We start from the raw sequence: 26,473 nt of genomic DNA on the forward strand, positions 1-26,473 counted from the left end.
ACACGCAGTCGAAGGGCTTTCGACGGCCCGCGCCGAACGGGAACCGATGACCGATCCAGCCGACGGGAGCGCGGGTCTGGCCCAGCTCCGGACGATCGCGGACTACCAGTTCGGTGCCGGCGCGGGACGAGCGCTGTTCCCGCCCGACGAGTCGTTGAGGATCAAGCGGACCTCCTCGGGCCGGCCCCAGCAGGTCCACGGCGTGGACGGTCGGATCGTCTCGTTCGGGATCGACGGCCGGTTCACGCTCGGCATCGACGGCGGTCGCCGACTGGATGCGGCCCTCGAGGAACCGGCCTACCGCGTCGTCGTCGACGACGAGAGCGAACCCTTCGTCCGCGACGAGAAGAACGTCTTCGCGAAGTTCGTCGTCGACGCCGGCCCGGAGATCCGGCCGGGCGACGAAGTGGTGGTCACCCACGAGCGCGGCGAGGTGCTCGCGGTCGGCCGCGCGGAACTCGACGCGGCGGCGATCGCGGACTTCGACACCGGGATGGCCGTGAACGTTCGCGAAGGTGCGCCCGCTGAGCACTGACGGCGGCGCCTCGGCTGTCCGATTCTATCGGCTCGAAGCGATCGTGAACCCGATGCTCGATCGACCGCGCGCCGCTCTCCCGAAAGACAAAGTAAAAGGCCGCGGGTGGCGACGTCACGAGTATGTTTGGAGGAGGCGGCGGACTCAATCCGCGCAAGATGGAACAGATGATGGAGCAGATGGGCATCGACGTCGAGGACATCGACGCCGAGGAGGTCATCATCCGGACCGACGAGTACGACCTCGTGTTTGGGGACGCCGAAGTCACGAAGATGGACGCTCGCGGACAGGAGACCTACCAGGTCATCGGCTCGCCGGAACAGGTCGAGTCGGGCACGGCCGGCGGCGACGCTGACGCCGGTGGCGACGCCGGGCCGTCGATCCCGGACGAGGACGTCGAACTCGTCGCCGGTCGCGCCGGCGTCAGCGAGGACGAGGCCCGCGAGGCGCTCGAGGCGAACGACGGCGACCTCGCCGCCGCAGTCGAGTCCCTCGAGTGACCCACGCGTGAGTCAGCCGGTCCTGCTGGTCCGCGGCGATCGCGAGTACCTCGTCGAACCCGGCACGGAGAAAGGCACCGACCTCGGGGTCCTCGAGATTCCCGCCGACGTCGACCCCGGCGACACGATCGAGACGCATCTCGGGAACGAGTTCCGGGTACGCCGACTCCGGGGACCGGACCTGTTCCACCACTTCGAGCGGACCGGCGCGCCGATGGTCCCGCGCGACGTCGGCCTGGTGATCGGCGAAACCGGCGTCTCGCGGGGCGATCGCATCCTCGACGCGGGGACCGGGACGGGCGTCCTCGCGGCGTCGATGGCCCGGGCCGGCGCGTCGGTCGTGACCTACGAACAGGATCCCGACTTCGCCGACGTCGCCCGCGAGAACATGGCGCTGGGCGGCGTCGCCGACGCCGTCGACGTCCGGACCGGCGACGTCACCGACGACGTGGACGACCTCGAGCCCTCGTCGTTCGACGTGGTCACGCTCGACACCGCGGACGCGCCCGCGATGGTCGCTCGCACGCCCGAGTTGCTCGTCGAGGGCGGGTTCGTCGCGGTCTACAGCCCGTTCGTCGAGTCGACCCGGGAGGTCGCCCGGACGGCACGCGAGGCGGGCCTGTCGAACGTCCGGACCCGCGAGACGATCCAGCGGGAGATGGACTTCGACGATCGCGGCTCGCGGCCGTCGACGGCTCCCGTCGGCCACACGGGCTACCTGACGATCGCCCGGAACGAGTAGAGTAGCAACTGAAACGAGTTACACATTGATCGCAAAGCCGTCCTGCGATCAGGTGTGCAGTGACGTTCAGTTGCTACTATAGCCGGCCCCGGCGATCGCACTGCGAACCCGGCTCCGGGCCGCTACGTACCAAACACTGTTGGCACTGTCTCTTTACTGTTCCCTGTCCAACAGACGAGTGCCGTTCGAGAACGGCACACTGCCATCCAGTCCAGTGACCCTGCCACCAACGGACCCCCATACGGTCTGCTGTAACGACGTACCGGCGCAACCGCGATCCCCCCTGCGGTTGCACCGGGACTGGCTCCCAGCAGCCCGTACAGTGGGTGCGCCGAGTCCCACCAGCCACCCCGTCGTGCCGCCGGGAGTCGACGCTGGCACCCCGTCACTTCCGGCGATCCACCGTTTTCAGCGTCCGGCGATCCGCGGTCTCGGGCCGATCGGTCGCCCGATCACCCCCGGGGCGGCCGCTTCGCACGCGATCGGCTTTTCGATCCGACTCAGTTGTCGTCTTCGCGCCACTTGTGCTCGCACTCAGAACAGATGAAAAAGCGCGTCTCGGACTCGTCGGCCGAGCGGATCTGTTGCATGTACCAGTAGGCCCGATCGTTCCCGCACTCGGGGCAGTGGGCGTCGGTTTCGGGCAGCGACGTCTCCTCCGAGGACTCGATGATCTCGCTCGCCTCCTGGTCTTCCGTGATCGTGTACTCGGCGGCGTCGCCTTTCGGCTTCGTGAAGCCGCAACTCCCACACTCCCAGATGCCGTCCTCCGCTTTCATCATCGAACCGCATTCGTCGCAGAATTCCATCGTTGTCCGGGCTACGTCGGTCGAGCGACTTAAGCGGCCCGTTTGGGTCGTGCGCGTGGGTCGATCGAAGTCGGGCAGTCACGTCGCCGGATCCCCAACCGAACCGACGTCGGTCCGGTCCGTTTCGGACCGGTCTTCCTCCCGCTGGTCGGCGACGCGATCGGCGAACTCGTCGAGCGTGTGCTCGGATCTGGCGTGGGGGCGCTCGCCCTCCGGGTCGGCCAGGATCGGGAGGATCATCCGGACGAACGTCACGATGAACAGCATCAGGAACGGCCCGAGGAAGATGCCCGACCAGCCGAACAGCGGGGGACCGAAGAGGTACGCGAACATGACCAGCCCGGTGTCGAGCAGTCGTCCGGAGAGGTACGGTCGGATGTACGTCCGGACGAGGTTGTCGAACGCGACGATCATGACCGCGAGGAACACCAGCGGGACCCAGAGGAGACGCGGATCGACGGCGATCGCCTGGACGGAGAGGACAGCGGCGATCGTGGCGTAGACGATCGACCGCCCGACGAGCGGGACGAGCGTAAAGAGGCCGGTGACGACGGCGAACAGCACCGCGGAGGGGATCGCGATCCCTGCCGGCGCGGCGAGGTTGAACACCGCGTAGATGAGCGCCGAGAGGATGATGACCGCGAAGATCGTCATCGTGTAGCCGAAGTAGACCGAACCCAGTCCGCGATCGACGGCCGAGAGGTACGCCGACGCGAGGCTGTCCTCGCCGAAGACGTTCGCTTCGAACCAGACGGCGATGTCGCGGTCGCTGATCAGCAGGAAGAACGCGATCAACAGCGAGATGAACGCGTTGAACAGCACCGCGCCGATCGCACCGACCACGCCGCCGACCGTTCCCAGCAGGTTCTGGACGGACGGTTCCTGGACCAGTACCAGCGTCGTGTCGTACACCTCCGAGGGCGTGTTCGGGAGATCCGAGACCGGGACCGGTAACTGCGTGGCGATCCTGTCGACCGGCACGTTCGAGACCGCCGTCACGAGTTGGCCGAGGGCGACGAGCAGGAGTACTCCGGCCACCAGGACGATCGGGACGATGATCAGGAGCAGCGTCAGGGCCGCGACGAGCGTCGGCGAGTCGATGCGCCGTTCGAGTCGCCGGGTGATGGGCCGGGCGACGTAGTAGATGAACAGTCCGAAGACGAGCCACGGGAGGTACTGGGAGACGGCGAGACCCAGCACGGCCAGCAACGCGGCCCCCAGAATCCACCAGCCGAGATTTTCGCGCGCCGCCCAGATGCGGACGTTTCGAACCGGCGTCTCGGTTTCATTCATGGGTAATGATACCACACGGAGGGTATTAACGAACGTGTCTGTTCGGGATGAATTACCGGAATTCGGGCGGTCAGGCGGTGAAAACGCCCGAATCGCGTTGCTCTCTGGCGGTCACGATACCGGATCCGGAGTTAGCCCTCACCCTCGGACTGGAACGGTTCGCCGACCGCCTCGCGGGGTAACACGTTGTTGAGTTCCGACCCGAGGTCGGCGGCCGACTCGAACCGATCGCTGGTGCTCTTCGCGACGAGGTTGCCCAGATTTCGCTCCCCATCGGCGAGCAACAGCGTGACGTCCGCCAGTTCGTTCGATGCGCCCTCGCGGCTGATGGGGTACTCGAGCGTCTCGAGCGTCGATTCGATTTCGCTGAGTTTGACTTCTCTCGCCATGCACGGCGGTACGCTTGCTGTTGGCTTGTACCCCGCTTCTGCCGGCCCTGACTGTAGGGTGGAGTGACATTTCGGTTCGAAACCATAATCGGGATGGATCACGGAGTGGTGACTCGATGCGGGACCTCGCAGGTCGGGTTATCGCCGGGTTCACCGTCGACCGACGAGTGCTCGCACTGTCGTTCGCCCGGATGGCCGACGGTGTCGGCAACTCGTTTCTGATCATCGTGATCCCGCTGTACGTCGCGAGCGACCTCGTCAGCGGCGCGACGTTCGGCCTGGGCGAGTCGATGATCATCGGTGTCATCCTCTCGATCTTCGGCTTTCTCAACAGTTCGTTCCAGCCCCTGACCGGCCGGTTCTCCGATCGCGTCGGGAAGCGCAAGGCGTTCATCCTCGTCGGGCTCGGGGGGCTCACGATCACCAATCTCGCCTACGTCGTCGCCGAGTCGTACGTCTCGTTGCTGGTCATTCGCGGGCTCCAGGGGATCAGCGTCGCGTTCATCATCCCCACGTCGGTCGCGCTGGTCAACGAACTCTCGACGACCGGCGCGCGCGGCGGGAGCATGGGTGTCTACAACACCTTTCGGCTGGTCGGCTTCGGCGCCGGTCCCGTGGTGGCCGGCGCGGTCGTCAACGCCGGTCCGTACGCGATCGGCGGCCTCTCGATCGACGGCTTCGACGCGGCTTTCTACGTCGCCGCGATCACGGCCGCGCTCAGTTCCCTGCTGGTGACGGCGCTCATCACCGATCCCGCCTCGACGCAGGCGAACGCCGGCGCGGACCTCTCGATCGACGTCTTCGACTCCTCGGGGACCCACCTGTTCGACCCCATCTTCACGCTCGGGGTCGCCTCGCTGTTCATGGCGACGGCGATCGCGCTGTTCGCGACGATCCAGCCGCAGGTCAACGCCCGCCTCGATCAGGGTTCGGGCTGGTTCGGCCTCCAGTTCGCGGCGTTCATCTTCGCCCAGGTCCTGCTCCAGACGCCGATCGGGCGTGCCTGTGACGTGTACGGGCGGCGACCGTTCGTCGTCGGCGGCATGGTCCTGTTGATCCCGACGACGCTCGTTCAGGGGCTCGTCTGGACCCCGGAGGCGATGTTCGCCGCGCGTCTCTTCCAGGGGATCGCGGGCGCGATGGTGTTCGCACCGGCCCTCGCGCTGGCCGGCGATCTCGCGGGCGAGGGTGAGTCCGGGTCGAAACTCTCGGTGCTGACGATGGCCTTCGGCTTCGGGATCGCGATCGGCCCGCTCTCCTCGGGCGCGCTGATCGGCTTCGGCTTCCCGGTCCCGTTCGCGTTCGGGACCCTCCTCGCCGTCCTCGGCGCGATCATGGTCTACACGCAGATCGAGGAGACCCTCGAGACGACCGCACCGGTGCCGGTGGTCGGGAACGACTGATCGCGTGCCCGACGGCGTCGTCCCGGTCGCCCCACCGACGCCGGGACGCAACGCAAAAGTACCGGATCCGCATACGCTTCGACGATGACGCTCTCGGAGGAGGCCAGAGATCGGCTGGCCGACGTGGTCGAACTCCAGCCGACGAAGAACTCGGAGCTACAGGAACGGTGGGGAATGGACAGCGGCAGCGAGGTCCACCACTACCTCGAGAACGAACTGGGCGACTACTACTTCCGGGACGACAACAGCCTGATCCGCGCGACGAGCGAGGCCGCGGACCTCGTCGACGTCGAACCGGGAATCGAGAGCGACCCCGAGGACGACGGGGTCCCCTCCCGGATCCGCGTCCCCGAACTCCACGCACGGATCGTCGCGGTACTGGCCGGCCCCGAGGAGGAGTCGGAAAGCGTCGTCTCGGTCCTGCACAAACTCCGGGACGAGTACGACGTCGATTCCGACGCCGAGGACGTCCGATCGGGCCTGCAGAGCCTCCGCCGCAAGGGCGTCGTCGAGGTCGAGTACCGGACCGTCCCCACGTTCCGGCTGGCGGTCGAGCGCGAGGCGCTCGAGGTCGACGTCTCCGAGTGAACGTCGCGGACTCTCGTTCTCCTGCCCTGGCGTCCGCGTGCCGGCTACTGGCCCGGCCGCCGTCGCCGCCGTCGATCCTCGAGCAACTGCCGACATCGCGACCCCGGTCCGCCCTCGATCGGCCACCCTCGCGTTCGCCACGCGGGCGGTTCCGGTTCGAACTCGGGACAGGAGCCGGCACACGCCGCGGCGGTCTGACAGCCCCCCTGCGCACCGCAGTAGGGCACTAGCTGGTTCCCGGGCCGGGAGCGCAACTCGAAGTGCCGGCAGTCGGGACGCATCGTCTCGACGAACGATCGCCATCCCCGCTCGTAGGCCCGTTCGGCGATCGCGAGGCGTTTCGCGGCCTTCGCGTCCCGATCGACGTACTCGAAGCGGGCGGCGGAGCCGTCCCGCCGGCCGCCCTCGGGCCGCTCTTCGATCCGCGTCCCCGGATCGTCGACGGCGAGCGATCGGGGATACCAGGCGACCTCGGCCGACAGCGTCTCCGGATCGAGCACGAGGACGCCGGCCTCGATCGGGAGGTCCTCGAACAGGATCGGCTCGACGCGCTCGTCCGTCCGCCGGGTCGCGACCCAGACCTCGTCGGCCAGCCCCATCGCGACGTCGTACTCGAGCTGGCTCCCGAGGACGCGGGCCGCGCTCCTGTCGAGGTCGGGCTTGTTCTCGATCGCGACGATCCGCTCGATCCAGTCGGGATAGGGCCACTTCCGGCGGATCTGGATGCGGTTCCCGTCCCGACGGGTCTCGACGATTCCGCGGTCGTCGGCGCGGTGGATCGCCTCGCGAACGTATCGCCACGGGTAGCCCGGATGCGGAAGCGCGTCGCGGTAGTAGGCCCACTCGTCGGGTGCGTTCCGGACGACGTGGAGGAGGTCGCTATCCAGCCGATCGGGGCCGAACCGGGCACGTTGCTCGAGTCCGACGGGATCACATTCGAGAACGATCGTGTCCCACCGCCGCCGTTTCGTCCCGAGTTGCCGGGCGACGACGATCGGCCCTGTGTCGCGTCCCTCCCCGATCGGCGGCCACGCTCGTTCGACCCACCGGCAGGTGCGCAGTTCGAACGCGAACTCGCTGTCGGGAGGGGTGGGATCGGTCACGGCGCGATCGACGGCGTCCGGTAGGTGATCGACGATAAAGGCCGCTGCGGTTCGATCGACGGTCGATTCGGCAAAACGAGTTCCGAGCGTACGCTCCGATCCGGGTCAGACGCCGACGGGCTGACCGGCACCGTGCGTGCTGGCACCGCCGTTGCTTTTCTCGAACGCGAGGCCGAACATCCGGAAGATCGAGATGTACGCGTAGAAGCTGACGAACGGCACCAGCAGGAGACCGATGACGGTGATGCCGAGGATGAACCCGACGATATTCAGCGCGACGCCGACGACGAACGGCATCAGGATTGCGACCACGTAGTCGCTGCTGAGCAGGACGGGCTTGAGCGCGTCGAAGTCGAACGCCGCGCCAAGGGTCCCCTCGCTGGCGAAGTTGGCCAGCGCGGCCGGCACGAGGTAGTAGATCACGAACATGAGCGGGACGATCAGCAGCATCGTCATGAGGCCGACGCCAGCGAGGAGTCCACCGCCGTCGCCCCCTATGGCGCCGCCGGCACCGATCAACCCGAAGACGACGAACAGGTACGCCACGGTCGGGACCACGGAGTACACGAAGGCGATAACCGTCGCTTTCAATCCGTCGACGAAGAGTTCGCCCCACTCGTCGAACTCCGGCGGGTCTTCGGAACCGCCGATCGTCCGTTCGAGGACCCGGACGTAGTACCCCATGATGAGGAACGCCGGTATCAGCAGAACCGATAGTGCTGTCAGCACGCCACCGATGAGGATTCGTCCGATCCAGTCGCCGCGCATTGGGTACGAGAGGCTATCTTCTAGCATAATCTTACAGTTCAGTAATCGTATATTCATCGTTTGCTGGTAAATGCTTCGGCCGCCTGGTCGATCGAGTCACGGAATTCGCGCCGAGGTGAGCGACAGCGGTGTGCCGATCGGGGCGAACCGTGTTCGATACCCGTCGGTAGCGAACGGGTTCTGCGGACGTGGTCGGGGGCCGGCGGCGTCACGGTCTGCGGGCCGAGACCGTCGAGACGACCGTGCTGGCCGGGCTCAGACCTCGTTTTCCTCCTCGAGTTCGTCGAGGAACTCGTGGGCGTCCTCCAGGATTTCCCGTGGTCCGTCCTGCGTGACGGTGTTTACTGCCTGTTCGTAGTCGCGCCACTGGAGGTCGCGATGTTCGTTGGACAGTTCCGCGCTGGCCTCGAAGGACTTCGCGACGAAGAGGTGAACGGTTTTGTGGATCGTTTTCCCGTTCGCCTCGAAGACGTAGTCGTAGTCCTTGCGAAAGCCGTCGAGTAGCCGGAACTGTTCGATACCTGCCTCTTCCTTTACTTCGCGGATCGCCGTCTGTTGTAGCTCTTCATCTCCTTCGACACCGCCCTTGGGAAACTCCCAGTCACCTGGGCGGCTCTTGAGTAGAAGATACTCGCGCCGGCCCCGCGTATCGCGGAAGAGGATTGCGCCTGCGCTCGTAGCTTCGACTGCCATTACCCAAAATAACGGGTGCGTCGTTAAGAGAATATCGGACTGTTCGTCCAGCGGAGACGTATCTCAGCAGGTTTTTACCCGCTGGCCGTAGACGTTCCCACAGCACCAGCCATGACCTTCGTCACCCGTCTCACGCTCCAGAGCGGCGATAGAGCCGCCCTCGATGCGATCGTCGACGACATCAAATCGACGGCCGAGCGCAAGGGGGCCGCGCTGAAAGGGCCCCACTCGCATCCGCCGGAAAAACTCTCGGTTCCCCAGCACGCTCGGCTCCACGGCGACGACGATCGGCGGTTCTCCTCGTGGGACTACACGGTCTTCACGCGGGAACTCGAGATCCACGGCCACGACAACCTCGCGCGAAACGTCGCCGAACAGAATTTCCCTGACTCGGTCCACATCGAGGCCGAGGTCGAACAGATCCACGGCGTCGGCCGCGGGAACTGAACGGGAGAGGCAGACCGGTCTCGGTGCCGATACTTATTGGTGGGCCGCCGATCTCTCTCCGGGTATGACCGACTCCGATCTCGTAACCCTTCGCCGTGACCTGCATCGCAAACCGGAACCCGCCTGGCGGGAGTTCTACACGACTGCCCGGATCGTCGAGGAGCTCCAGTCCCGCGTCGATCTGGACGCTCTCCACGTCGGCCCGGACGCGATCGTCGCCGACCAGCGGATGGGCGTCCCCGACGCCGCGGAACTGGCCGCCTGGCACGATCGGGCCCGGGAGGCGGGCGCCGATCCGGACCTGCTGGACGACCTGGAAGGCGGTCACACGGGTGCCGTCGCGGTCGTAGAGCGCGGCGAGGGACCGACCGTCGGCCTCCGGGTCGACATCGACGGCCTCCCGCGTCCCGAGAGCGACGACCCCGACCACGCGCCCGCCGCGGCGGGCTTTCGGTCCGAACACGAGGGAGCGATGCACGCCTGCGGGCACGACGCCCACGCGACGATCGGGATCGGCGTCCTCGAGCGGATCGCCGAGAGTGGTGAGGGACTCGACGGGTCGCGATCCTCGTCGGAACAGGGTTCCGACGGTGATTTTGCGGGGACGCTGAAGGTGTTCTTCCAGCCGGCCGAGGAGGTCATCGGCGGCGGCAAGTCGATGGCCAAAAGCGAGCACCTCGCGGACGTCGACTACCTGCTGGCGCTCCACATCGGCCTCGACCACCCCACCGGCGAGATCGTCGCGGGAATCGACGGCTTCCTCGCCGTGCGCCACCTCGACGCGACGATCACGGGCGAATCGGCCCACGCGGGCGGCCACCCCGAACAGGGACGCAACGCCGTTCAGGCGATGGCGACCGCGGTCGGGAACCTCTACGGTATCCCCCGGCACAACGACGGCGCGACGCGGGTCAACGCGGGCGTCGTCGAGGCCGGCAGTGCATCGAACGTCATCCCCGAAGAAGCGTACATGCAGGTCGAAGTCCGCGGCGAGACGACCGACCTGATGGAGTACATGACCGAAAACGCCGAGCGCGTCCTCCGATCCGCCGCCGAGATGCACGAGTGTGACGTCGAAACCGAGATCGGCGCGGAAGCGCCGAGCGCGACGAGCGACGAGGAACTGGTATCGATCGTCGCCGACGCGGCCGGACGCGTGGACGGGGTCGAGAACGTCCTCGAGCGCGATCGACTCGGCGGGAGCGAGGACGCGACCTACCTGATGCGGGAGGTCCAGCAAAACGGCGGCCTGGCCTGCTACGTCGGCGTCGGCACCGACCATCCCGGCGGCCACCACACCGCGACGTTCGACGTCGACGAGGACAGTATCGGTCACGGGATCGAGACGATCGCCGGCGCGATCGAACGGATCGCTCGCGATCAGCCGTAACGTCGAGGCCGCTGCGGTCGGTGCGGACTATAGTAGCGACTGAAACGATTTACACACTGATCGCAACGCTGTCCTGCGATCAGGTATGCATTGACTTTTAGTTGCTACTATGTTCGTCGCCGTGGGCGTCCGAAACGACTTCGAGATCGAACGCCTCGTCGACGGGTGCCGCTCCGGGTTCGAGGTAGCCGACGGCGAACGCGGAGTAGACGCCGCCGGCCTCCGTGGCGACGTCGAACGTCGCGACGACGTCGCCGTCGTTGCCGTCGGTCGCGGGACGCACTTCGAGGGTGTACTCGCCGGCTTCGACCTCGACCGTGGCGGCGTCGCCGAAGGCGGCGTCCTCGAACAGGACCGTCTCGCCGTCGCCGACGGTGACGTCGACCGCGGGCGCGTCGGGGGACGCGTGGACGAGTCGGACGCGAGCCATCTCGCCCGGGTCGCTCAGGTCGTCCTCGAACACGGCGACCTCGAACGGCTGGTTCCCCTCGGCGAGTTCGCCGATCGCGGCGACGGTGACCGCACCCGCCGTCACCTCGAGGTCCTCGTCGAAGACGACTGTATTGGGGTCGCCGGCAGCCGTGATCATCACGCCGTACGTGCCGGGATCGAGTTCGAGGTAGTCGCTGACGTCCCGGAAGGGAACGTCCTCGAGTACCGGTTCGTCGTCGACGTAGACGTCGACGTTCGGCGCGTCCGGCGAGAGGTGCGCGACGCGGACGTGGGCGGGGTCGTCCCCCATCGCTTCGTCGTCGCCCATCTCGTCGTCCGCACCGTCGTTCATGTCGTCATCCGTGCCGTCGTCCATATCGCCGCCCATTTCGTCGTTGCCGTCGTCGCCGCCGAGACAGCCAGCCACGAGCGCGATACCGGTTCCGCCCGCGATCGACAGGACACGACGCCTGGAATGCTTGTGAGACATCGTCAGCATTTTGAACAGTAACTCAAATGTGAGATGCCCCTAACAGAGAAGGGGTTCTTCGATCGAACCCGACAGGTTGCCCGGAAACCCGCGGCTGTGGCCGGCGTTCCGCGAGTCCGATCGGTCCCTCGAACGGCTGTGGACGTGCAGGAGCGCGGCGAAACCGGTCGCCGTCAGTACTTCGGATCGGCGCCGGTCGTCTCGTAGACCGATTCCATCAGATCGTCGCGGCGGCGCTGCCAGCTCTCGAGTGCGCCCGGGTGGGAGGGGTAGTTCTCGTAGTGTGCCAGCAGTTCGTCGGCGCGGCGTTTCGTCCGGTAGAGGTTCCAGATCGTCCCCCAGTGGCCGCGGCTCTTGAGCAGGGCCTCGAGTTTGAGCTTCAGGCCGATGTTCGTACTTCCCGAGTACAGCGCCTCGGCGAGTTTGTCGCCCGGCATCGCGGCGAGCAGTCCCATCAGGTCGTCGACGTCGACGGCCGTCGAGAGGATGTTGTAGACGTCGAGCGCGGCGTAGCGGCCCCCGAAGTGGTCCATCACGCGCTCGTTGTATTCCCAGAACGCCGCTTCGCTGTAATCGTCGGTTTCGAGGGCCTCGATCGCCGCCTCGGCGGCGTAGGTTGCGGCGTAGGCGGCGCCGGCGATGCCGCCGCCGGTGGTCGGGTTCACGTGACCAGCGGCGTCCCCGATGGCCATGTAGCCGGGGTGGACCGCGGAGTCGTACGGCCGGCGGGTGGGCAGTGCGGCCCCGAGTTTGTCCTCGACCTCCGCGCCGGCGAACTCCGGCCGGTTCTGGAGGTCGCGCTTGAGGTCGTCGACGAGTTCCATCGGCTCCTCGGTCATCTGGAAGCCGAGTCCGGCGTTGATCTCCGTCTCGGTGCGCGGGAAGTACCAGAGGTAGCCCGCGGCGCGCTCGGTCGGCTTGAACACCAGCGCGTCCGACCACTCGACCGGTTCGTCGACGTGGACGATCTCCCGGTAGGCCGAACAGAAGTGCGTGTAGTCGACGTTCGTGTCGAACGTCGAGTCCGAGAAGTCGACGTTGTCCTGGAGCACCGACAGCGACCCGGCCGCGTCGATCACGACGTCAGCCTCGTACGTGTGGGGGGTGCCCTTGCGAATCGCCTCGACGCCGGTCACCCGTCCGTCGTCGGCCTGAACGACGTTCTTGACGACGGTGTCGTAGTGGAACGTTGTTCCGGCGTCGCCCGCACCATCGATGATCCGCCGGCCGTACTCCCAGCGATCGATGACCGCCAGTTCGCCGGGGACCGGAATCTCGAGGACGGTGTCCTCCTGCGGAATCTCGAACCGCCCGTGATCGACGCCCGTGTTGGTGAACGCGGGTTCGAGCTGTGACTTCGGGATCGCCTCGGGGAACGCGTCGGCACCTTTCAACGCGTCCCCGCAGGCGATGTGGCCCGCTTCGGACTCGGATTTGCGTTCGAGGACGACGACGTCGTATCCCTCGCGTGCGATCGCGGCTGCAGCGTAACATCCTGCAGTCCCGGCCCCCACCACGACGACATCGGGCGAGTGCCGTTCGGGAGTGGCGGTGGCGGACTGCTCCTGCGTACTCATACCAGCAGTGTGCACACCGCGGTAAGAAAACGTTTTATGTGCGATTCGCCCCGAACCGATCGGAGAAAGCCCGCGGCAACGGCCCGAACCGGTTCGATCGGCACCTGAATCGTCCGAGGCCGTGCAGTTCCGGTCGAGGCGTCCGGTGGGACGCGCCGTGGTCGGAACCACAGCCGCAAGTACTGTTGGATCGAGTGCAACAAAATCCTAATAAAGAGTTTTAGTGGGGTCTTTCGTAGCGTCCGGTATGACAGAGTACACGATCGAGTTCGTCGGGACCGGCGAATCGATCACGTGCACGGACAAGGAGACCATTCTGAGCCGGTGTCTCGAGGAGGGGATCGCCCAGGAGTACTCCTGCCGGGTCGGCATGTGTCTGGCCTGTTCCGCCGAAATCGTCGAAGGGGAGGTCGTCCAGCCCGCCGCTCGCGGCCTCACGGAAGCGGAGGCCGAGAACTACGCGCTCACCTGTATGGCGCGCCCGCAGTCGGACCTGAAACTCGATCGCGGAAAGTACCCGCCGAGCATCGAGGGCGACCTCGAGACCGGCGGCTCGTCGGACGCGGCCGCGGCGGACGACTGATACGGACTGCTGTAAGTCATTTCCGGCGCAACCGCAAGATTGGTCGCGGTTGCGCCGGTAAATCGTTACAGCAATCCGTATGAACCCGTGAGCAGGGCGATCAGTCGCCGATCGCACAGTTGTTCGGACCCAGTTCGAGTTCGAACGCCGTCTCTTCGTCGACGTCCTCCAGTCTGAGGTTCACCGCCACGATGCGCTCGTGGTTGGCCGGCCGTGGCGGGAGGTCGCTCGTCGCGCGGGCGACGAACTCGTCTTCCACTGCCGAGAGCGCGGGGATCCGATCGCGCAGGTCCCCGAGTCGGTCGGCGAACGGTCCGTCCGCGCGTGCTTCGGCGGCGTCGCCGTAGTGGCCCGGCGCGATCGTCGTCCCGTCCGGCAGGGCCAGCAGTCTCTCCTGAAGGCTCTCGTACAACTGCCGGGCGGCATCGGCCGCACCGTCGTCGCCGCGCTCTAGGTCCGGCCGCCCGACCCCCTCGAGAAACAGCGTATCGCCGGTGAACAGGACGTCCGCCAGGCGAACGGAGCACGACTCGGTCGTGTGACCGGGCGTCGTCACGGCGGTCAGCGTGACGTCGCCGACGCGGAGTTCGTCGCCGTCCGCGACGGTCCTGGTGTCGAACGCGAGGCCACGATCGCGAGCGCCCGCAGGGACGACCGCCGCCGCGTCGGTCCGCGATTCGAGGGTGCGGACGCCGCTGACGTGATCCGCGTGCACGTGCGTGTCGATCGCGTAGCGCAGGTCCGCGCCCCGGTCCGCGAGGTCGTCGACGTACCGATCGGCGAACGCGCGGAGCGGGTCGATCACCGCCGCCTCGCCGTCGCTTTCGATCGCGTAGGCGAGACAACCGCTGGACGGGCGATCGTACTGCAGGATCGTCGCGGGCGCGTCGACGTCGAGTTCGCGGGCGACGTACAGGTCGGCCCAGGCGTCCATTCCGCCGGCGAGGTTGCGCGCGTCGACCTCGGCCGCCCGGAGGAGCGACACGGCGTGAGCGCTCGCCTCCCCGTGGCCACAGACCGCGACGATCGGTTCCCCGAGGTCGGACACGAGGTCGGTCGCGTTCCCCATCGCTTCGGCCTGGACGAACCGGACGTGCGGAATCTGGACGGCGTCGACCCCGTCGCCGTCGACGTGCCAGCGCTCGAACTCGTCGCGGTCGCGGACGTCGAGGACGGTCAGGTCGTCGCCCGCTCGCAACCGCTCGGCCAGCGTCTCGGGAGCGATCGGGGAGGGGTCGTCGATCGATCGTTCGTCGGCCGCGCTCCGATCGGTCATGTCTATCGGTACGCGTCCCCGCCAGTTAACGTCGCGGCCGTCACTCGGCGCGCGGACCGCCACCAACGTTCAACACTGGTGACGTGGTCGTGCCGGTATGGACGCCGCCGACTTCCAGCGTACGGTCGAGGAGGCGACGACGACCGAACTCGAACGGCTCGGATCGTCGAAACTGCTCGTCGCGCTCACCGATGCGGACCTGACGGAAGAAAGGGTGCTTCGAACTGCTGCCGACAGCGAACGCGCCGCGATAGAGACCTTCGAAGCCTGGGCCGCCGACGAGGCACACGCCGACGCGCGCGACGCGTTCGCCGCGTTTCGCGACGCGGAACGCGACCACTACGATCGGGTCGTGGCCCTGCTCGACGGTTCGCACGACGCCGCCGACGCGGACGCTGGCGGGATGCACGACCGCCTTCGATCGTTCGAGACGACCGCACCACGTCTCGGCGGCGTCGTCGGCCGATCGCTGGTCGGCGAGCGGACGCACCTGCAGGTCGTGAGCTTCTTCGTCAACGAAGGCGACGAGCGACGCGCCGACGAGTTCCGGGAGTTGCGAGCCGAGACGTCGGCCCAGGGCGATCGGGCGGCGTCGGTGCTTGAAACCGTCTGCGAGGAGCGCGAAGACGACGCGTGGGATCGCGCGAGCGAGGCCGCAGCGGACGTCGTCGACGACGCCTACGAGGCGTACGCGGACTCGCTCGACGACCTCGGCATCGATCCGAAGCCGATCTGTTGACTGCGGGGTGCGGCGAATCCGTCCCAGCGGTCGCTATGACGAAGCAAATTTCCGGTGAACGTGCCACAGAACTCCGACTCGAACCGCCGACGTGCGGCCGTCTCGAGGCCGATCAGTCGACGAAGTCGATGTCGTCGCCCTGCGGTTCCGGCTGGACGGCCTCGCCGTCCGGGCGGCCGTAGATCTGGGGCGATTCGACGCCCGTGACGACGATCATCGTCCGCATACTGCCCTCGAGCGTCTCGTCGATCGAGGTCCCCCAGATAATCCGCGCGTCGGGGTCGATCCGGTCGTAGATCTCTTCGACGACGCCCTCGGCCTCCTCGATGGCCATGTCGTTGCCGCCGGTGACGTTGACCAGCGCGGAACTCGCCCCGGAGATGTCGACGTCCAGGAGGGGCGATCGCAGGGCGGTCTTGACGGAGTCCTCGGCCTTGGCCTCGGAGTCTGCCTCGCCGAGACCGATCATCGCGACGCCGCCGCGCTCCATGACGGTCCGGACGTCGGCGAAGTCGAGGTTGACGAGGCCGGGTTTCGTGATCAGTTCCGTGATGCCCTTGACCGAGCGCATCAGCACCTCGTCGCTGACCTTGAACGCCTGCCGGACGGGGAGTTTGCCGACCGAGTCGAGCAGGCGATCGTTGGGGACGACGATCACGGTGTCGGAGACGTCGCGCAGGCGCTCGAGACCGGCTTCGGCGTTCGTCCGGCGGACCTCACCTTCGGCGGTGAACGGCGTCGTGACGATCGAGATCGTCAGCGCGCCGGCTTCGCGGGCCGCCTTGGCGACCACGGGCGCAGAGCCGGTCCCGGTGCCGCCGCCGAGGCCGGCGGTGACGAACACCATGTCCGAGCCGTCGATCGCGTCGTAGATGTCCTGCTGGCTCTCGAGGGCGGCCTCCTCGCCGACCTGGGGGAGCGACCCGGCGCCGCGGCCGCCGGTCTTGTCCTCGCCCATGAGGATCTTGGTGTCGGCCTCGATCTCCACGAGGTGCTGGACGTCGGTGTTGGCGGCGACGAGTTTCGCGCCGTGGATCCCCTCCTCGTGCATGCGGTTGATGGTGTTCCCGCCGGCACCGCCACAGCCGACGACGGTGATGTCGGTCTGGAGGTCCTGGAGAACGTCTTTCAGTTCGTCGTCGGTCATCGTCCCCGTGTCTCGGGTACCGTCTGACGCCCCCTCGGAGGATTCGTGGCCATCCTGTGGCACGCCGCCGGGAGTCTCCCCCGACTCCCCTTCGGCCTCGTCGATGGCGTCGTCGATGATGGAGTCCATTCTTGACACTGACTAAAAGATGGAGCATAATTACCTTTCCCCTACACGTCAGCCGCGCGTCTGACACGTAAACGGTATATTACATATCTACAATCGAATGTGAGGAACGCGAATTACGTCGGCGGGTAAGTCTGAATTAGTGTCTCATTTCCCTTCGATCAGATCGGGAACTCGTGAGTCTGCCGGCTGGAAACTCTCTCAGGAGTGACCTGTTCGCCGTCGATCGTAACCGACTCGCCCGAGGCGAGCGCGCCGAACTTCGGTCCCTCCGGGACGCCGACCTCGCGAGCGAGCGCCGGGTCGAACGCGGTCTCCTCGGCGACGACGGCATCGTCCTCGATCCGTACCGTCTCGTACTTCCGTTCGAGCACCGCCGCCAGCGCTTCGACGATCGCGTCCCGGTCCTCGATCGCCGGGACGGCCGCCGTCGAACCGACGCGACTGCCCCCGTTCTCGGTCGCGAACGCGACGGTGGTCTCCTCGACGATCGTTCGCACCCGATCGGGATCGATCGCCTCCGCGGCGTCGACCAGATCTCCGGGGAGGTCGACGACGACGAACGACGACTCGCGTCGCCCGCCGAACCGGACGCCGTCGTCGACGGGGCCGAGGTCCGTCTCGACCGCCTCGACGAAGGCGAGCGATCGGTCCGCGACCTCGCGGAGCCACGTCTCGCTCACGACGCGGTAGCCGAGGTCCTCGATCGTCGCCGCGAGGTCGGGGTGGTCGCCGTCGAGTACCGCGATGTCGGCCTCGCTGGCCGCGAAGGCTCGATCGAGCACGTCCCGGTGGCTGGCCGGTCGGCCCATCGCCTCGAGCGCCCAGTCGGCGGCGACGTGGCCGACGGCCCACGGCGTCTCGCGGACGATCCGGCCGAACCGGGGCGCGTAGTGGTTGCCGCCGAAGCCGACGACCTGGCGCCGGCGGTGTGGATCGACCCCGCGCAGGTCGAGGATGGCGCGCGCGACGGCCTCGGCACCCGCCGGATCGTCCCACTGTTCGTCGCCGCTGCCGAGTTCGGCGAACAGCGACGGACACCCCACCGCGGACGGGCCGTGGTGGGTACACTCCATCCCGACGTCGTAGCCGTCGGGAGCGTACTCGTCGAAGGCCGCGAGGAGGCGATCGAGCGCGTTCGGAGCCGCTTCCGCGAGGGCCTCGTCGTCGCCGCCGAACTCCGCCGGGCCGAAGTTCCCCGTGAAGTGGCCCGTCAGGAGCCGGCCGGTGTCCCCGGAGTGGCGCGAGGCGAACACCAGCAGGTCGGGTTCGCAGTCGAACGCGTCGGCGGGCGACTCGAGTTCGATGTGGAGGCCGTCGAACGAGCGGAGTTCGGCACCGTCAGTCCGGTAGTAGGTGCCGCCGCCGTCGGCCGGATCGCGGTCGTCGTCGGTCCGTTCCGTCCAGTCCGCGCGCTCGCGGAGGTGGTCACAGATGTGGACCGACGCGCGATCGGCGCGGCTTTCGACGATGGCGAGGGTCATACCGGAAGCGGGGGCGGGAGGCCGTTAACGGAATCGATTCGCCGTTCCCGGAGGTGCGTGAAGGCGCCGCATATTACCATAGGTGGCGCGCGGTAGCCGGTGACGAACTTTTGCATATGGCCGAACTAGTGATACGTCCTTCGATACCCAAGATGACCGATACCGATCGGACTGGTGGGCCGGACGAGTTTCCCGTCGAGGCGCGTCGGGTAGCCAATCTGGTACCCAACTGTGCGATCTACGTCCTCGATCGGGACGGCTACGTGGCGGTCTGGAGCGAGGCTGCCAGTCGACTCACCGGCTACCCCCAGTCCGACGCCGTCGGCATCCACTACGAGCAGTTCTTCCCGGACCCGGTACGCGAAGAAGACCGGGCCGAGCAACTGCTCTCCGAGGCGGCCGCGGACGAACAGGTCCGGACCGAGGGGTGGCGGCGGAAACGCGACGGTTCGTTGTACCGGGCCCGCGAGGTCCTCGCCGTGGTGCGAGACGGGGACTCGGCGGCGGCGAACGGATACGTGGTCGTCACGCACGACGTGACCGTCGAGCACGAGCAGGCGGACGCGCTTCGCACCGAGAAGGCGGTCGTCGAGAGCATTCTGGACGCGCAGCCGGACATCCTCTACGCGTTCGACCGCGACGACACCCTGCTTCACTGGAACGATCGGCTCGAGACGGTGACCGGCTACGATCCCGACGACCTCGCCGACATGGGGCCGCTCGCGTTCGTCGCCCCGGAGGACCGCGACCGGATCGGGGAGGCGATCGATCGGATCCTCGAGGCGGGCGATCGGGTCGCGCTCGAGGGGACCCTCCTGACTGCGGCGGGAGAGCGGCTCCCCTACGAGTTCAACAGCGCCCCGATCGTCGACGAGCACGGGACCGTGCTGGGCTTTACCGGCGTCGGCCGGGACGTCAGCGACCGACGGGCGCGCGAGCGGGAACTCCGCGAGGAGCGGGCGTTCACGGAGAGCGTCTTCGCCGCCCAGCCCGACATCGTCTACGCGTTCGACGCGGACGGAACCTTCCGCAAGTGGAACGAGCAGGTGCCGGCCGTCACGGGGTACTCGGACGCGGAACTGGCCGAGATGGAGCCGGACGAGTTCGTCCCCCCGGAGGACCGCGACCGGATCGGGGAGGCGATCGATCGGATCCTCGAGGCGGGCGAGCAGACCACCGCGGAGGCGGAGCTCCTGACGAAAGACGGCACGCGGATTCCCTACGAGTTCAGCGGGGCCCGAATGCGCGCCGAGGACGGCACCGTGCTGGGATTCACCGGCGTCGGCCGCGACGTGAGCGATCGAAAGGCACGCGAACGAGAACTCGAACGGATCGACCAACTCAACGGCGTCATTCGGGCGATCAACGACGAACTCGTCAGTGTCGAGACGCGACGGGAACTGGAGCGGGCGATCGTCGAGGCGTTCGTCACTGTCGACTCGATCGCCGGGGCGGTCGTCGGCACGTACGACGCCCCGGACGGGTTCGATCCGCGCGTCCAGGCCGGCGGCGACGTGCCGGCGGACGCCGGCCTCCTTCCCGAACCCGCCGAGGCGTCGGCGGTCGACCCCGCAGACATCGCCGGGGAACGGGAACGCGTCGCGACGCGTCGCCACCTCCAGGAGGACCCGATCGACGAGTGGCGGGCCGTCGCCGACGAGGACGGCTACCGCGCCGTCGTGGCGGTCCCGTTCGTCGCAGAACGGCGGCTGGTCGGTATGCTCGGGCTGTACGCGTCGGTTCCGGACGCGTTCGATGACCGCGAGCGAGAGATCCTCCAGGAGTTCGGCGGCACGATCGGCCACGCGATCAACGCGATGGCAGTTCGACGCCTCCTCTACGCGGACACCGTCGTCGAACTCGAGTTCGAGGCGACCGATCGCGGGGACGTGTGTATCGACCTCTCCCGGGAGGGCGACTGTCGGCTCTCGATCGATCACCTGCTCCCGTTGACCGACGAGGTGTTCGTCTACTACCTCACCGCGTCCGGGATCGACGCCGATCGGTTCCGTGATCTCGCGACGGCACGGCCGGAGATCGGGGAACTGCGCCGGATCGACGGCGACCCGACGGCCCACCGCTGGGAGGTCGAGATCCACGGCTCGACGATTGCGGCCTTTCTCACCGAGTACGGTGCGCGGGTTCGCTCCCAGGAGATCGACGGCGGAGTGGCGACCCTGGTCGTCGAGGCGAGCCCCGACACGGCGGTTCGCGAACTCACCGACGCCTTCCAGTCGACGTACCCCGAGACGACTCTCGTCGCCAAACGGACCGTCGAACGACCGCTCGACGCGGGCGGCGACTTCGGATCCGCGATCGACCCGGACCTGACGGAGAAACAGCGGACGGCGCTCGAGGCGGCCTACTACGGCGGCTACTTCGAGTGGCCCAGCCGGCAGAGCGACGCCGGAGACGTCGCCGATCGGCTCGGCATCGCTCGCCAGACGTTCCACCAGCACCTGCGCGTGGCCGAGGCGAAGCTTCTCGAGGCGTATCTCGAGGACGGGACCTGACGGCCGGACCCGAAACGGCCGCGACGCTCCGTTTTTCGGCGGAGACGACTCGATTTCACAACCAGGTAATACCAGAGCACGCAGGTACACTCCTTTCCCGCATTCGTCGTCTGGCTCGTGTAATGACAGCACGTTCGACCGAGACTGATCCGACGACCGCCGCGTTCGACGCCCTCTCGTCGTCTCGACGCCGCTATCTTCTCGCCCTTCTCTGCGATCGAGACGACGCGATGCCGGTCTCGCTGTCGACGCTCGCGACCGACGTCGCGACGCTGGAACACGATCACCCGATCGTGACCGACGAGCAGGCGCGACGCGCACACGTCCGGCTCGTCCACGTCGACGTGCCGAAACTCGTCGATCTGGGCGTCGTCACTCGCGACGCGGGACGGGCGGACGATGGGTCGAACGCGACCGAGGACGCGATCGCACTCGCGGACCACCCGATGCTCGAGATGCCGTGGGTCCGGACGCTCCTCGAGACCCCCTCGGGCGCGGTCTGTGACGAGGCGAGGCTCGATCGGACACTCGAGGCGCTCCGTTCGCCCCGTCGTCGGACCGTCCTCACCGTCATCGCGGGCCAGCGTGGCCCGGTTTCGATCGCCGACCTGGCAACGCTGGTCGTCGCGACCGAATCGGACGGGAAACGGCTGGTCGACGTCACCGAACCGGAATCGACGACCCTCGAGCAGACGCTCGTCCACGAGCACGTCCCGGCGCTCGAGGACGCCGGCCTGATTGCCAGGGACGACGATCGCGTCGCGATCGCCGCCGACGCACCGCCGTTCCAGGCCGACTGGATCGCCGAGAGTCCGATCGGCGACGTGGCCGACCTGGGATCGACGTCGCCGGTGCAGGGCGTGCCGAGTTCGGTTCCGGCTGGGTCCGAGGGGCCTGGAGCGACGCCCGCGAGCGGACGTTGCTGGACGGTCGAGGGATGTGAGGCGGTGATCGCGAGAGGGAACGAGATCGCCGATCGCGCCACCGACGAACTGTTCGTGACGGTGTCCGATCGGGGACGCCTCCAGGATCGGTGTCTCGAACGCTGGAGTGCCGCCGTCGATCGCGGCGTCGACGTCTACGTCGGCTCCAGTTCGGACCGCGTTCGGGAGATCGTTCGGAGCGCGTCGGACGACATTACCGTCTGTGAGCCGCAGTTCGACTGGCTCAACCTCCCGATCGAGCGGATCCACCCCGGCCGCCTCGTGTTCGCCGATCGCGAGGCCGCCATGCTGGTCACGATCGACGGCTCAGGAGCCGCCGAGCAAGCGCGGGCGACGGCGATCACCGGGACGGGGACGAACAACGCGCTGGTCCAGCTCCTCGGCGAACACCTCGGTCCCCGCCTCGATCGGCTCGCGGCCCGCTCCGACGACGTCGACGGGTGCGACGAGCGCGTGACCCCGATTCCGATGTGAGCGCGGCTGCTGCCCGTTCACCCGCCGGGTTCCGACCATCTGATCAGCACGGAGCGCGGCGAGGACCGGTCTCGAATGTCGCGGACGACGAACGTCGGACAAGGTTTATCTTTGTGTGCGTTGCTATCATCTATCGTGATTCTGGATGAGTAGACGGAACTACGAGTGCGAGGAGTGTGCCGAGACAGTGTATCCGCACACCTACCGCGCAACCTGTCCGGAGTGTGGAGGATCCCTGCGAACCGGGCAGATCCCGTAGTCGGCAGTGTGTCGCCACGATCGGCGTGACCGGTCTCGAACTGGTCAGTCGCGGATCAGGGAACCAGCAGGTAGATGAAGGCGATGTAGCCGACGACGAGCCCCGCCCCGTCGAGCCGCGTCAGCCGGCGGCCGTAGCCCATCATCCCGACCAGCAGGACGGTGAAGGCGACCATGATCGGGAGTTCGAACCGGAGCGTCGGCGCGGCGATCTCGATCGGTGTGATCAGCGCGACGATCCCGAGGACGGCGAGGACGTTGTAGATGTTCGAACCGACGACGTTCCCGATCGCGAACGCGGTTTCCCCGCGGAGGGCGCCGACGACGGAGGCCGCCAGTTCGGGCAGCGACGTCCCCAGTGCGAGGACGGTGAGCCCGATGAACAGGTCGGAGAAACCGAGCGCCGACAGGAGGGTCGTGCCGCCGGAGACGAGCCACCGGGAGCCGAGCACGAGCGCGACGAGGCCGCCGATCACGAGCGCCACGTCGCGAGCGCCGATTCCGCCGCCCGCATCCGGTTCGTCCATCATCGGTGCCGGATCGGCGTTCACGGAGTGGAGGAGGTAACCGGTGAACCCGGCGAGGACCAGCAGAAAGATCGTGCCTTCGAGGCGACCGATCGTGCCGTTCGCGCCGAGACCGACGAGCAAGAGTGCCGCGAAGATCATGAACGGAACGTGGCGACGCATGACGGTCTCGGAGACCGACAGGGGTTTGATGAGGGCGGAGACGCCCAGCACCAGCCCGATGTTCGCGATGTTCGAGCCGACGACGGCCCCGAGGCCGATATCCGTCGAGACGTCGAGCGCGCCGATGGTCGCGACGAAGAGTTCGGGCGCCGTGGTGGCGAAGGCGATGACCGTCACGCCGACGGTCGCCGCGCGGAGCCCGAACCCGAGTGCGAGCCGACCCGCGCCGGCGACGAGCAACTCGGCCCCGCCGTACAGTGCGACGATCCCGGCAAGGAGCAACACTATCGCGAGCGGGATCCCGGAGAGCATGTGGGCCGCTACTCGCGACCCGGGGATAAGGATCCCGAAACGGCCCGGCGGCTCAGGGTTCTGGACGTCGATCGGCGGATCGGTTCGTGCTCGGCCGGCCGCTCAGAACTGCCGCCGCCGGAGTTCGTCGAGACAGTTCTCGCCGTCGAACTCGATCGACGACGGCTTGAAATAGTTACAGTGGCCGTCGACCGAATCCACCGGCACGTCCGTGAAATTCTCGGGTGGGTCGTCGCTGGTGAACCAGCCACTGCAGTCCGATCCCGAACACCCGATTCCGGCGGTCCACTCCCGGATCGCGTAGATCGTACAGACGATGTCGTCGTTCGCCGAGTGGTAGTTGTACACGTGACCGGCGTTGTCCCGGATCCCGTCCTCGAACTCCCCACAGACCGCGTCGGGATCGATCGCGCCGCCCAGCAGGGCGACCGAATCGATCGTCACGCCGTCCAGGTGGGTCAGTGCGGCCAGGGTCACGCGGGCCCCGAGCGAGTGAGCGACGATCGTGATTGAGTCGTACGCGCTCCCGTTCTCGTTCAGCCAGGCGGCCAGCGTCGTCCCGGCGTCGTTCGCGCGCCACTTCGCGACGGTCCAGGTCACGTTCGAGTCCCACATCGCGGCTACCGCCGGCCGATCGACGCCCTCCTCCGCCAGCCCCTGGACGAGCGCGGTCGCCTGGTTCGCGCCGCTCCCGGCGATGTCCTCCAGCCCCTCGCCGCCGAAGAGGCCGTGGACGTAGAGCAACAGGTCGCCCGACCCGGGGATTGCCCCGGACTCGACCGGCGTGTCCCCGGCGACGTCGATCCGTTCGTCTATCGGCTCGGGCCAGTGGGTCAGGCACCCGCCCGTGACCGACCCCGCTGCGACCGACCCCGACGACGCTACGAGTCCGCCGATCCCGGTCGCCGACGCCGTCGCACCGCGCAGTATCGTCCGTCTATCGATCGTCTGTTCCCCCGTACTTTCGTCGTTCCCACTCATGGTAGTCACGTGCCACCGTGGCACACTGTAACAGTAATCAATAAACACTGGCATATAAATTTCTATGAAGAATATAGTTGAACCAAGTTTCCGTTTCTAGCTATTCGTCCCGATCGCCACGCCGGGACGTGACGAAGTCACATTCGTTATGTCCCTGCCGACGCGTGGGTTCCGTATGGCTATGGACGTGTACGGGTTGCTGGGCAACCCGGTCGGTCACTCGCTGTCGCCGCCGATGCACGAGGCGGCCTACGACGAACGTGGACTTGACGCGCGCTACGTCACCTTCGAACCCGATCGGGACGCGATCGAGGCCGCGATCGACGGTGCCGAGGCGCTCGGCGTCGCGGGGCTGAACGTGACGATTCCGTTCAAACAGGACGTCCTCGATCGCGTCGTGGCGGACGACCTGGCGCGGCGAATCGGGGCGGTCAACACGATCGACTTCTCGGGCGACGGGCCGCCGACGGGGCACAACACCGACGCGGAGGGGGCCATGCGCGCGCTCCGGGACCACGACGTCGCGGTCGACGGCGCGGACGCGGTCGTGGTCGGGGCCGGGGGTGCCGGGCGGGCGATCGCGTTCGGCCTCGCCGACGCGGGCGCGACCGTGGCGATCGCGAACCGGACCGAATCGACGGCACACGATCTCGCGGCCGAGGTATCCGGGGCGACGGGGCACGGTCTCGGCGCGCTCGCCGACCTGCTCGCGGACGCCGACGTGGCGATCAACGCCACCAGCGTCGGCATGGAGGAAGACGCGACGCCGATCCCGGCCGAAGCGCTGCACGGCGATCTGGCCGTGATGGACGCCGTCTACCGGCCGCTCGAGACGCGACTGCTTCGGGACGCCGCGGCGGTCGGGGCGACGACCGTCGACGGCGCCTGGATGTTGCTCTACCAGGGCGTGGAAGCGTTCGAACTGTGGACAGGTCTGGACGCGCCGGTCGACGCGATGAACGCGGCGTTGCGGTCACGGCTGTGACTCCCGACTCACCCGCCCGATCGGCCTGACCGTCCCGTATCAGCCGAATTTAAGTGCTGGTGCCGACTATATCGGGATAATGGCAATCCTCCAAAAGCTGAAGTCGCTGCTGGGGTTCGACGACTCGGGTCAGGAGCGAGGGTCTGCACGCGAGGTCGGCGTGACGGTCGAACGAGAGGGGAGCGAGCCGGACGACGATCGGTCGACCGGGACCGACGTCGCACCGGCACCCTCGTCCGCGACCGACACGGCCGCCGAGGCCGACGAACCCGACGAGACGGCGGACGAACCGGCGGCCGACGAACCCGACGAATCCGAGTCGCCTGCGGCCGAAACGACTGCCGCGGGCGCGACCGACTCGATCGTCGAGCCGACCGACGACCCCGACGAGGCGGCCGAACCGGCCGAAGCGGCCGGTCCGACCGAGACCGACGCGGCGCCGACCGCCGAGAAGACGCCCGACGAAGGGGTCGAGTCGACGGCCACGGGCGACGAACCGACCGTAGACGACGAGGAACCCGAGGCCGATGAAGAGGCCGTGGAAGCCGACGAGGGCGACGCCGAGGCCGGCGAACCGGAGCCGGCGGACGAGTCCGAACCCGACGACGAGGGCGAACCGGTCGACGTGATCAAGGGAATCGGCCCCGCCTACGCGGATCGGCTCGCGGACGCCGGCGTCGAAACCGTCGCCGACCTCGCGGCCGCCGACGCGGCCGACCTCGAGACCGAGACCGACATCTCCGAGACGCGGATCCAGGGCTGGATCGACAGGGCCGAAGTCAGATAGCGCTCGCCCGATCGTT

26 protein-coding genes are annotated in these 26,473 nt (G+C 67.4%); 13 read left to right on the forward strand and 13 right to left on the reverse strand.

All coding sequences use genetic code 11. The features are described 5' to 3' along the window. Positions 1-46: 46 nt before the first annotated feature. The 3 genes from MUN73_RS12840 (at position 47) to MUN73_RS12850 (ending at position 1,777) form a co-directional block, all read left to right on the forward strand. The gene (locus MUN73_RS12840; RefSeq protein ID WP_250140890.1) at positions 47-535 is read left to right on the forward strand and encodes a PUA domain-containing protein; all 489 of its coding nucleotides are present in this window, start codon (positions 47-49) and stop codon (positions 533-535) included. 122 nt (positions 536-657) lie between these two features. Next, positions 658-1,035, forward strand: coding sequence for a nascent polypeptide-associated complex protein (locus MUN73_RS12845; protein ID WP_250140891.1), 378 nt, complete (start codon positions 658-660; stop codon positions 1,033-1,035). Between the two features lie 7 nt (positions 1,036-1,042). Next, on the forward strand, positions 1,043-1,777 hold the full coding sequence (locus tag MUN73_RS12850) for a methyltransferase domain-containing protein (RefSeq protein WP_250140892.1): 735 nt from the start codon (positions 1,043-1,045) through the stop codon (positions 1,775-1,777). 500 nt (positions 1,778-2,277) lie between these two features. Here the strand turns inward: MUN73_RS12850 and MUN73_RS12855 are convergent, their stop codons facing one another. The 3 genes from MUN73_RS12855 to MUN73_RS12865 all read right to left on the reverse strand — a co-directional run bounded on the left by MUN73_RS12855 (position 2,278) and on the right by MUN73_RS12865 (position 4,268). Continuing rightward, positions 2,278-2,586: a transcription factor S gene (locus tag MUN73_RS12855; RefSeq protein ID WP_250140893.1), complete on the reverse strand. Its 309-nt coding sequence runs from the start codon at positions 2,584-2,586 to the stop codon at positions 2,278-2,280. Between the two features lie 78 nt (positions 2,587-2,664). Next, positions 2,665-3,879 (reverse strand): AI-2E family transporter, encoded by a 1,215-nt coding sequence (locus MUN73_RS12860; protein ID WP_250140894.1) that lies wholly within the window; start codon positions 3,877-3,879, stop codon positions 2,665-2,667. A 131-nt stretch (positions 3,880-4,010) separates the two neighbouring features. Next, positions 4,011-4,268 (reverse strand): DUF5789 family protein, encoded by a 258-nt coding sequence (locus tag MUN73_RS12865; RefSeq protein ID WP_250140895.1) that lies wholly within the window; start codon positions 4,266-4,268, stop codon positions 4,011-4,013. A gap of 116 nt (positions 4,269-4,384) precedes the next feature. Between MUN73_RS12865 and MUN73_RS12870 the strand changes: the two genes are divergently transcribed. Together MUN73_RS12870 and MUN73_RS12875 are read left to right on the forward strand one after the other, a co-directional pair. Then, positions 4,385-5,671 (forward strand): MFS transporter, encoded by a 1,287-nt coding sequence (locus MUN73_RS12870; protein WP_250140896.1) that lies wholly within the window; start codon positions 4,385-4,387, stop codon positions 5,669-5,671. A gap of 84 nt (positions 5,672-5,755) precedes the next feature. Next, positions 5,756-6,259 (forward strand): DUF5797 family protein, encoded by a 504-nt coding sequence (locus tag MUN73_RS12875; RefSeq protein ID WP_250140897.1) that lies wholly within the window; start codon positions 5,756-5,758, stop codon positions 6,257-6,259. Between the two features lie 44 nt (positions 6,260-6,303). On the opposite strand, the gene MUN73_RS12880 is transcribed toward MUN73_RS12875, so the two are convergent. From MUN73_RS12880 to MUN73_RS12890, 3 genes are all read right to left on the reverse strand, one after another. Beyond that, positions 6,304-7,362: a DUF5787 family protein gene (locus tag MUN73_RS12880; RefSeq protein WP_250140898.1), complete on the reverse strand. Its 1,059-nt coding sequence runs from the start codon at positions 7,360-7,362 to the stop codon at positions 6,304-6,306. A gap of 105 nt (positions 7,363-7,467) precedes the next feature. Further along, positions 7,468-8,157, reverse strand: a complete 690-nt coding sequence (locus tag MUN73_RS12885) for a DUF4013 domain-containing protein (protein ID WP_250140899.1) — start codon at positions 8,155-8,157, stop codon at positions 7,468-7,470. 228 nt (positions 8,158-8,385) lie between these two features. After that, a complete protein-coding gene (locus tag MUN73_RS12890; RefSeq protein WP_250140900.1) occupies positions 8,386-8,823 on the reverse strand; it encodes a bis(5'-nucleosyl)-tetraphosphatase in 438 nt (145 codons plus the stop codon). A 111-nt stretch (positions 8,824-8,934) separates the two neighbouring features. On the opposite strand from MUN73_RS12890, the gene MUN73_RS12895 reads away from it, so the two are divergent. Together MUN73_RS12895 and MUN73_RS12900 are read left to right on the forward strand one after the other, a co-directional pair. Further along, a complete protein-coding gene (locus MUN73_RS12895; RefSeq protein WP_250140901.1) occupies positions 8,935-9,270 on the forward strand; it encodes an uS10/mL48 family ribosomal protein in 336 nt (111 codons plus the stop codon). A gap of 64 nt (positions 9,271-9,334) precedes the next feature. Then, a complete protein-coding gene (locus MUN73_RS12900) occupies positions 9,335-10,660 on the forward strand; it encodes an amidohydrolase (protein WP_250140902.1) in 1,326 nt (441 codons plus the stop codon). Between the two features lie 97 nt (positions 10,661-10,757). On the opposite strand, the gene MUN73_RS12905 is transcribed toward MUN73_RS12900, so the two are convergent. Both MUN73_RS12905 and MUN73_RS12910 read right to left on the reverse strand, forming a co-directional pair. Continuing rightward, the gene (locus tag MUN73_RS12905; protein ID WP_250140903.1) at positions 10,758-11,582 is read right to left on the reverse strand and encodes a DUF4397 domain-containing protein; all 825 of its coding nucleotides are present in this window, start codon (positions 11,580-11,582) and stop codon (positions 10,758-10,760) included. Positions 11,583-11,755: 173 nt separating this feature from the next. Then, positions 11,756-13,159 carry a geranylgeranyl reductase family protein gene (locus tag MUN73_RS12910; RefSeq protein ID WP_250140904.1) on the reverse strand — a complete coding sequence of 468 codons (1,404 nt, stop codon included), beginning with the start codon at positions 13,157-13,159 and terminating at the stop codon, positions 11,756-11,758. Between the two features lie 247 nt (positions 13,160-13,406). Here MUN73_RS12910 and MUN73_RS12915 point away from each other — a divergent pair, with 247 nt between their 5' ends. After that, a complete protein-coding gene (locus tag MUN73_RS12915; RefSeq protein ID WP_250140905.1) occupies positions 13,407-13,742 on the forward strand; it encodes a 2Fe-2S iron-sulfur cluster-binding protein in 336 nt (111 codons plus the stop codon). 100 nt (positions 13,743-13,842) lie between these two features. Here the strand turns inward: MUN73_RS12915 and MUN73_RS12920 are convergent, their stop codons facing one another. Further along, the gene (locus tag MUN73_RS12920; protein ID WP_250140906.1) at positions 13,843-15,018 is read right to left on the reverse strand and encodes an MBL fold metallo-hydrolase; all 1,176 of its coding nucleotides are present in this window, start codon (positions 15,016-15,018) and stop codon (positions 13,843-13,845) included. A gap of 97 nt (positions 15,019-15,115) precedes the next feature. On the opposite strand from MUN73_RS12920, the gene MUN73_RS12925 reads away from it, so the two are divergent. Continuing rightward, positions 15,116-15,757 (forward strand): rubrerythrin family protein, encoded by a 642-nt coding sequence (locus MUN73_RS12925; protein ID WP_250140907.1) that lies wholly within the window; start codon positions 15,116-15,118, stop codon positions 15,755-15,757. 112 nt (positions 15,758-15,869) lie between these two features. On the opposite strand, the gene ftsZ is transcribed toward MUN73_RS12925, so the two are convergent. Both ftsZ and MUN73_RS12935 read right to left on the reverse strand, forming a co-directional pair. Beyond that, entirely contained in the window at positions 15,870-17,033 is a 1,164-nt protein-coding gene (ftsZ, locus tag MUN73_RS12930) for a cell division protein FtsZ (RefSeq protein ID WP_250140908.1), read from the reverse strand. Positions 17,034-17,191: 158 nt separating this feature from the next. Continuing rightward, positions 17,192-18,514 (reverse strand): D-aminoacyl-tRNA deacylase, encoded by a 1,323-nt coding sequence (locus MUN73_RS12935; RefSeq protein WP_250140909.1) that lies wholly within the window; start codon positions 18,512-18,514, stop codon positions 17,192-17,194. Between the two features lie 152 nt (positions 18,515-18,666). On the opposite strand from MUN73_RS12935, the gene MUN73_RS12940 reads away from it, so the two are divergent. Continuing rightward, positions 18,667-21,027, forward strand: coding sequence for a PAS domain S-box protein (locus MUN73_RS12940; RefSeq protein ID WP_250140910.1), 2,361 nt, complete (start codon positions 18,667-18,669; stop codon positions 21,025-21,027). Positions 21,028-21,149: 122 nt separating this feature from the next. Further along, positions 21,150-22,445, forward strand: coding sequence for a DUF7344 domain-containing protein (locus tag MUN73_RS12945; RefSeq protein WP_250140911.1), 1,296 nt, complete (start codon positions 21,150-21,152; stop codon positions 22,443-22,445). A 314-nt stretch (positions 22,446-22,759) separates the two neighbouring features. On the opposite strand, the gene MUN73_RS12950 is transcribed toward MUN73_RS12945, so the two are convergent. Beyond that, a complete protein-coding gene (locus MUN73_RS12950; protein WP_250140912.1) occupies positions 22,760-23,704 on the reverse strand; it encodes a calcium/sodium antiporter in 945 nt (314 codons plus the stop codon). Positions 23,705-23,806: 102 nt separating this feature from the next. Then, positions 23,807-24,685 carry a DUF726 domain-containing protein gene (locus MUN73_RS12955; protein WP_250140913.1) on the reverse strand — a complete coding sequence of 293 codons (879 nt, stop codon included), beginning with the start codon at positions 24,683-24,685 and terminating at the stop codon, positions 23,807-23,809. A 181-nt stretch (positions 24,686-24,866) separates the two neighbouring features. Between MUN73_RS12955 and MUN73_RS12960 the strand changes: the two genes are divergently transcribed. Together MUN73_RS12960 and MUN73_RS12965 are read left to right on the forward strand one after the other, a co-directional pair. Further along, on the forward strand, positions 24,867-25,670 hold the full coding sequence (locus MUN73_RS12960) for a shikimate dehydrogenase (RefSeq protein WP_250141350.1): 804 nt from the start codon (positions 24,867-24,869) through the stop codon (positions 25,668-25,670). Between the two features lie 79 nt (positions 25,671-25,749). Continuing rightward, on the forward strand, positions 25,750-26,457 hold the full coding sequence (locus MUN73_RS12965) for a helix-hairpin-helix domain-containing protein (protein WP_250140914.1): 708 nt from the start codon (positions 25,750-25,752) through the stop codon (positions 26,455-26,457). Positions 26,458-26,473: the final 16 nt, after the last annotated feature.

This window comes from Halosolutus amylolyticus (assembly GCF_023566055.1).
Lineage (GTDB): Archaea > Halobacteriota > Halobacteria > Halobacteriales > Natrialbaceae > Halosolutus > Halosolutus amylolyticus.